The organism is Nonomuraea sp. NPDC051941 (assembly GCF_044593615.1).
The window spans coordinates 1-6720 of the sequence record NZ_JBIUCF010000119.1 but is presented as its reverse complement, the minus strand read 5'-3'; the positions used below and the strand labels follow the sequence as shown (position 1 = coordinate 6720).

Annotated in this window: 5 protein-coding genes; 2 read left to right on the top strand and 3 right to left on the bottom strand. The window is 71.4% G+C overall.

Going from position 1 to position 6720, the window contains the following annotated elements; all coding sequences use genetic code 11:
* Window positions 1–215 precede the first annotated feature (215 nt).
* Complete coding sequence (locus tag ACIHFD_RS67485) at window positions 216–1142, bottom strand: LysR substrate-binding domain-containing protein (protein WP_397375903.1); 927 nt, start codon at window positions 1140–1142, stop codon at window positions 216–218.
* Between the two features lie 88 nt (window positions 1143–1230).
* Between ACIHFD_RS67485 and ACIHFD_RS67480 the strand changes: the two genes are divergently transcribed.
* The gene (locus tag ACIHFD_RS67480) at window positions 1231–2607 is read left to right on the top strand and encodes an MFS transporter (protein ID WP_397375901.1); all 1377 of its coding nucleotides are present in this window, start codon (window positions 1231–1233) and stop codon (window positions 2605–2607) included.
* Between the two features lie 510 nt (window positions 2608–3117).
* On the opposite strand, the gene ACIHFD_RS67475 is transcribed toward ACIHFD_RS67480, so the two are convergent.
* A complete protein-coding gene (locus tag ACIHFD_RS67475; protein ID WP_397375900.1) occupies window positions 3118–3612 on the bottom strand; it encodes a cytochrome P450 in 495 nt (164 codons plus the stop codon).
* A 434-nt stretch (window positions 3613–4046) separates the two neighbouring features.
* On the opposite strand from ACIHFD_RS67475, the gene ACIHFD_RS67470 reads away from it, so the two are divergent.
* Window positions 4047–4973: an alpha/beta fold hydrolase gene (locus ACIHFD_RS67470; protein WP_397375899.1), complete on the top strand. Its 927-nt coding sequence runs from the start codon at window positions 4047–4049 to the stop codon at window positions 4971–4973.
* 106 nt (window positions 4974–5079) lie between these two features.
* On the opposite strand, the gene ACIHFD_RS67465 is transcribed toward ACIHFD_RS67470, so the two are convergent.
* A complete protein-coding gene (locus ACIHFD_RS67465) occupies window positions 5080–6513 on the bottom strand; it encodes an MFS transporter (RefSeq protein WP_397375898.1) in 1434 nt (477 codons plus the stop codon).
* Between the last annotated feature and the right edge of the window lie 207 nt (window positions 6514–6720).

The following is a 6720-nucleotide window of genomic DNA, read 5'->3' as shown; positions in this document are numbered from 1 at the left end:
CCGCCCGCAGCCTGTGACCCGCAGCCTCCCAAGGAGAGGCAGACCAAGCCCACCGACGACGAACAGCCCCGGTCCATCCACGCGGACCGGGGCCGCTCCAGGCCCCCAGCCGGATCGCCGTGGGTCCGGCCGTGGTTGAGCCTGCTGAGCGGAGCGCCGTGCCCACGCCGGAACTCCGGCGACCAGGTCACGGGAACACATCGAGGCCTTGCTCTCTACTGGCGCGTTCGGCGGTTCTCCGCACCTGTCGGGGCCTCCGGCCGGTGACGGGGGTCGGGGATGGAGCCGGTGGGGTTGGCGTGCGCGAGGATAGCGCTGGTCAAGGCCTCCGCGAGTTCGGAGGGGGCGCGCGGGTTGGTCAGCAGGACGAGGTCGAGTTCGCCCAGTTCGGGTAGTCCGGCGCTCTTGGGAAGCTCGACCAGATCGGCGGGCAGCAGGCTGCGGGCGAAGATCGCAACGCCGAGGCCGGCGCGGGTGGCGGCCAGCACGGCGTTGACCCCGCGCGCCGTACAGACCACACGGTGTTTGACGCCTGCCTGCTCCAACGCCTGCACCGCCAACGCCCGGCTGGGGCTGGGCGCCTGATACACGATCAGCGGCACCCGCTGTCCCTCGTCCCACCGTAGGCCGCTGCCCTCGACGGCAGCCCATACGAGCCGGTCCCGGCGCACCAGCCGGCCCCGTCCCTCTCCGGCGGTGGTCTGGAGGAAGGCGACGTCGACGTGGCCGGATTCGACTCGGCGTTGCAGTTGCACGCCCTGCTGGGCCACGGTCAGGTCCAGAGTGACGCCGGGGTTGAGGTGCCGGAAGTCCCGCAGAATCCGCGGCAGTTGGCTCAGCGCGAGATTGTCGGTCACTCCGAATCGCAACCGGCCCCGCACTCCGCCGCCGTTGAAATAGTCCGCCGCCTGAGCGTGTGCGGTGAGAATCGAGCGGGCGAAGCCGACCATCGCCTCTCCGTCGACGGTCAACGTCACGCTGCGAGTGTCCCGGACCAGCAACGGCCGACCGACCGCTTGTTCAAGCTTGCGTATGTGCTGACTCACTGTGGGCTGACCGAGGCCCAGCGCCGCCGCAGCCCGGCTGAAGCTCAATGACTGCGCCACTACCAGGAAAGTCCGCACCTGCTCGGGAGGAAACATACGACCCGACGCTAGGCCGACTCATCATGATTCGCAATAAGACTTATTTGATCAATTCCCTTTCGTGAATTCATCTCGGTGCCCAACGATGGAGACACAGCCCCGTTACCGAAGGAGGAGTTCCGTCGTGACCAGGGCGGCCGCCAGGCCAGAGCCCCCCAGCCCCCGGCCGAAACCACCTATCCCGCGACGTACCAGGCTTGCCGCGTTGCGTTCCCGGAACTTCCGACTCCTGCTGCTCGGCCAGACAGTGGCGACCACCGGGATGTGGGCGCAGCGCATCGCCCAGGACTGGCTGGTGCTCAGCCTCACCGGAGATGCCACCGCCGTCGGAATCACCACTGCTCTGCAACTGGCTCCCATGCTGGTCTTCGGCCTGGCCGGTGGGTGGATCGCCGACCACTACCCGAAGCGCCGGGTGTTGCAGGCCACCCAGGCCGCGACCGGCGCCCTGGCCGCGATCCTCGCCGTGCTCACCCTCACCGGCCACGTCACCGCCTGGCACATCCAGCTCCTGGCGGCAGTGCTCGGCATCATCGCGGCGATCGACCAGCCTGCTCGGCTGGCGTTCGTCACCGACCTGGTCGAACGCGATCACCTGCACAGCGCCATCAGTCTCAACTCCTCGACGTACCAACTCGGCGCCCTCACCGGCCCGGCAGTGTCCGGCGCACTGATCAGCGCCGTCGGTCCCGGCTGGGCTTTTGCTCTCAACGCCGTCTCCTACGCTGTCCCGCTCATCGCTTTCGCCCGCATCGACCCGGACCGGCTCCCGCACCCGCGCCCCGCGGCGCGCGCCGCCGCACTCGTTCCAGGTGGGATGCGCGGACTGGTACGGCGACCGGAGATCTGGCGGCCCATCGCGCTGGCCGGCGCGTTCAGCATGTTCACCAGCAGCCTGCCGGTCACACTGTCCTCCTACGCCCGCACCCTCGACATCGGACCCTCCGGCTACGCGACGCTCACCTTCGTCGTCGCGCTCGGCTCCATGCTCGGCGCGCTGATCGCCGCCGGCCGAACCCGCACCACCATGAACGGACTGACCTGGACCGGGTGCGCGGTGGCCGCCACGTATTTACTCGCCGCCGCCATGCCGACACCGTGGAGCCTCGCGTGCGCCCTCGCCGGGATCGGCATGGCTACGACGCTGTTGTTCACCGCGGTCAACGCCACCGTGCAAGTCGCTGCCGGAACCGAGCTTCGCGGCAGGGCGATAGGTGTCTACCTTCTCGTGTTCTTTGGCTGCGGCGCCCTCGGCGGGCCCCTGATCGGCGCCATCAACCAGCACCTCGGGCCTCGAATCGGTCTGGCGCTCGCCGGTGCGGTTCCCGCCGCGGCCCTTCTCCTGCTGTCCCTCTCGTACTTCGTATGCCGCCCCGCCGCGGTGCCACCGTCCGACGCATCCCGGCGCCCGTCCGGCACCGGCCGGGAATCCACACCGCACACCCGATCGCAACTTCCCTGACCCACCGGCAGCCGCGGGCTCCGGGGCCTCGACTCGCCTGCCGCTGTGGCGCATCACCGGTGCTGCCCTGCCGGGCTCGTGCCGTTGCCTGGCCGGGTGGCTGGAGGCTGAGGCCGGTCGGCCAGGCCCCTGGCTGGACCGGCGATGACGGAGTCAGCTGCCGTATCAGCGTAACCCTTGACCTTGATGGAAAGATCGGTTTGACTGAAAAGTCAAACCGATCTTGTTTGCCCTTGGGGGAACAATGCATCGACGCGTAACCCGCGCGTTGGCGACCATGACATTGGCGGCGGCAGTCGTAGCCGGCCTGGCCGACGTCGCCGTGGCGGATCAACGGACCTTCGTCGGCTACGGTTATCTCCCCTCGGATGCCCATGCCAGCGCGGTGGCCGCCATGCAGGCGTACAGCAGCAGCTGTCAAGAGATCAGCACGAGCTATTCTCCGGCCGGTTCCGAACATTATTGGAAGGCCACTCTCACCGCTTCGTGTTAAGAGAGCGGTCGGGATGCCTACCAGGTGACGCGTACGGCGAGCGGGCCGATGTCGACGCTGTCGGTGGTCCATTCCACGCTCTCGAGCGGCTCGGCCGGCCGTACCCCGGGAAGGTGACGTGACAACGCCGACAGGGCCGCGCCGATCTCGGCGCGAGCGAGGACGGCGCCCAGGCAGTAGTGCGGGCCGTGGCCGAAGACCAGGGGAGGGGAGGAGCGGCGGCCCGGAAGGAAGCGGTCGGGGTCGGTGAAGTGGGCCGGGTCGCGGTGGGCGGCTTCCAGGCGGACCAGGATGAGGTCGCCGGACTTGATGGCGATGCCGTCCAGCTCCAGGTCCTGATGGGCGTAGCGGGGGAACGGCTCGCCGGTGCGGCCCGACTGCATGCGGAGAGCCTCGTCGACCACGGCGGGGGTGAGGTCGGGCAGGCGGCCTTCGATGATCACGCGCATGGCGGCGACGCCGATGGCATTGCTCACCGACAGGTAGCCGCCGGTGACGATGGTGGTGATCATCGCGGCGAGCTCGTCGTCGGTGAGCGGCTCGGTGACCAGGCGGCTGAGCAGGTCCTCTCCCGGTTCCGCCCGCTTTGCGGCGACCAGGGTGGCGGCGTGGGCGCCGAAGTCCTGCCAGGCCTGCGCCGCGGCGGCGATCTGGTCCTGCTCGCCGAACAGGAAGTCCGCCCTGCTGACCGCGTCGGACAGCTTGCGGAACAGGGGACGCCTCTCCGGTGGTACGCCGAGACGCCGACGTGCTGCTGGTGGACCTGGTGGAGGGCCGTACGATGCCGCTCGCCCGCACCCGCGTCGACCTCCCGTGACCCCACCTCGCCGTCACCGGGCGGGCGAGAGTCTCATCCTGATGGATGAGGTTCTCTGGCGTCCGCTCCTGCAGGCGGCTCGTCCTGGAGGACGAGGTGGCCGGGGGATCGCGTCCCTAGATTCGTGACGTGTCGAAGAGAGCTGTGGTCGCCCGAGCGTTGCGCAGGGCCGCCGCCTGGTGCGCGGCGGTGGTCGTGCTGGCGGCCGTCACCGGGTTCTGCTACGAGTCGGTGGCCCGGCAGGGGGACCCGCCCGTGCTTGGGCGGCTGGTGGACGTGGGCGGCCACCGGCTGCACGTCCACTGCACGGGCTCGGGAACGCCGACCGTCGTCCTGGAGGCCGGCCTGGCGGAATCGAGTGCGAGCTGGGACGTGATCCAGCGCGGACTACCCGGCCGCGTGTGCGCGTACGACCGCGCGGGATACGCCTGGAGCGAGGACGGCCCTGCCCCTCGGACGGCGGACCGCGCCGCGGCGGAACTGCGCGCGCTGCTCGCCGCGGCGGGTGAGGCGGGGCCGTACGTCCTGGTCGGACACTCCTACGGCGGCACGATCGTGCGACTCTTCGCGCGCCACTGGCCCGCGCTGACCGCCGGGCTCGTGCTGATCGACGTCACGGACGAGAACGCCACCGAAGCCCTCCAGATCTCCCGCCCGCTCCTCGCCGCGCAGTTCACCGTCAACCAGGCCCTGGCGCGCGTCGGCGTGCTGCGGCTGTTCGGCGACGCGCTGGTGCCCGCCGAGGCCACCGCGGCGGCGCGTGCGAGCGCTCCCGTCGTCTACGGCGCGGGCAGCATGGGCGCCGCCCGGGCCGAGGCCTGGGCCGCGGCGGACAGCGCCGCCCAGGTCCGCGCGACGGTACGACCAGGCGCCTGGCGCGACCTGCCCGTCGTGGTCGTCATCCCCGCGGGGCAGCCCGCGACGGCGGCCGATCAGGCCGGACGTCTCGCCGCACTGTCCAGCCGCGGCCGTGTCGTCGTGGCGGGCACCACAGACCACTACGTGCAGCACGCCCAGCCCGACCTGGTGATCGAGGCGATCAGATCGGTCCGGTGACCACGGGCTGCCGTAACCCGGTGTCCGGCCGGCCAGGTCCAAGGTCACCGTGTTCGTCGCACGGCGGGTGGCCGTTTCGCCGGATGATCGAGCAGCACGGTCTCGGCTATGGTCGCCCGCATTCCAGGCCGTCCGGCTGGCGATCGTGCTGCCCGCCTGCCGTCGCCGTCATCGGGGTGCGGGCGCGGGGACGTAGCACGGCATGGGCCAGCACGCCCAGCGCGCCCGCGACCAGCACGGACAGCGCGGCCAGTGTCGCGGACCGCCAGTCGCCGCCGGCCAGCGTGCCGAAGAAGACGGTGCCGGTGATCGTGCAGCCGAGCACGCCCCCGGTCTCCTGAACGGTTCCGAGCACCCCGGCCGTGGCTCCCGCCCGCTCGGGGCGTACGGCCGACAGCACCGAGGAGAGCAGCGGCGACATGATCAGTCCCATCCCGGCTCCGACCACGAGGAGGGCCATGGCCACCTGGTACGGCTGCGCCGCGCGTGCCACGACGTCGTACAGGAGGCACAGCCCGAGCAGCAGTACGGGTGCACCGAAGCGTCCAGGTCGGAGGGAGGCGGCGAAGAAGCCCGCGTTGAGCGCGGTGCACACGGCTCCGGCGGCGAGCGGGTCGAGGCCGAGGCCGTCCTGCAGGTAGAGGGCGAGCACGAACGACAGCCCGGCCGAGGTGCCGAACAGCAGCGCCACGGCGACCAGGCCCCAGGCGAACACCCGGTCCGCGAACACGTCGAGGTCGAGCAGCGGGATCCGCCCCGAGCCCGCCAGCCGCCGCTGACGGCGCACGAACGCGGCCAGGATCGGGCCGGAGGCGGCCAGGCACCACCAGGCCCACGGCGGCCAGCCCTGTTCGCGGCCCTCGATCAGGGGCAGCACGATCGCCACCTGCCCGGCGGTCACGAGCCCGGCCCCGCCCAGGTCGAGCCCGGCTCGGGGCGTGTGGGGCGCGGCTCGCGGGGGCGGCGACGGCAGGGGCCGGGGGAGCAGCCGTCCCGTCATGGCCAGCGCCGCGGCGCCGAGGGGTACGTTCACCAGGAAGCAGGCCCGCCAGCCCAGCCCCAGTGGATCGCCGGCCACCAGCACGCCGCCGATCACCTGGCCGCTGACCCCGGCCAGGCCGACGGCCGTGCCGTACCAGCGGAAGGCCGTGGCCCGGTCGGCGCCCCGGTAGAGATCCCCGAGCAGCGTGAGGACCTGCGGCGCGAGCAGCGCCGCGGCCACGCCCTGCGCGACCCTGGCGGCCACCAGCCAGGCCGCGTCTCCCGCGAGCCCGCACCCCGCCGACGCCAGCGTGAACAGCGCCAGCCCGGCGCGGAACATCCGCCGGTGCCCGTACAGGTCGCCGAGCCGCCCGGAGGTGATCAGCCCGGCAGCGTACGCCAGCCCGTACCCGGCGACCACGAACTGCACCGCGGCGTCACCGGCCCGCAGGTCGGCGCGGATGGACGGGACGGCCAGGTTCGCGACGAAGAAGTCCAGCGTGGTCACGAACACCGCGACCAGCAGCACGGGCAGTGCCGCCCAGCGGCGGGTAGTCATGAAGGGCTCCAGGGGACCGGGGGAGGGACGTCGGCAAGAACACCGCGGTGCGGCGATCGGTTGACCCTCACCCTGGGTCGGCGGAGTTATGGATTCCTTCGGACCGGCTACGGGTTTGCGTTCGAGCGCGCTCGAAGCCGTAGCGTCGCCGGCATGACGACAAAGACCTGGATCATCACCGGCGCGTCCCGCGGTTTCGGACGCGCG

Bases quoted from the DNA above. Each gene is read 5' to 3' on its own strand.
- ACIHFD_RS67485 (WP_397375903.1), bottom strand. From the start codon at position 1,142: ATGTTTCCTCCCGAGCAGGTGCGGACTTTCCTGGTAGTGGCGCAGTCA.
- ACIHFD_RS67480 (WP_397375901.1), top strand. From the start codon at position 1,231: ATGGAGACACAGCCCCGTTACCGAAGGAGGAGTTCCGTCGTGACCAGG.
- ACIHFD_RS67475 (WP_397375900.1), bottom strand. From the start codon at position 3,612: ATGATCACCACCATCGTCACCGGCGGCTACCTGTCGGTGAGCAATGCC.
- ACIHFD_RS67465 (WP_397375898.1), bottom strand. From the start codon at position 6,513: ATGACTACCCGCCGCTGGGCGGCACTGCCCGTGCTGCTGGTCGCGGTG.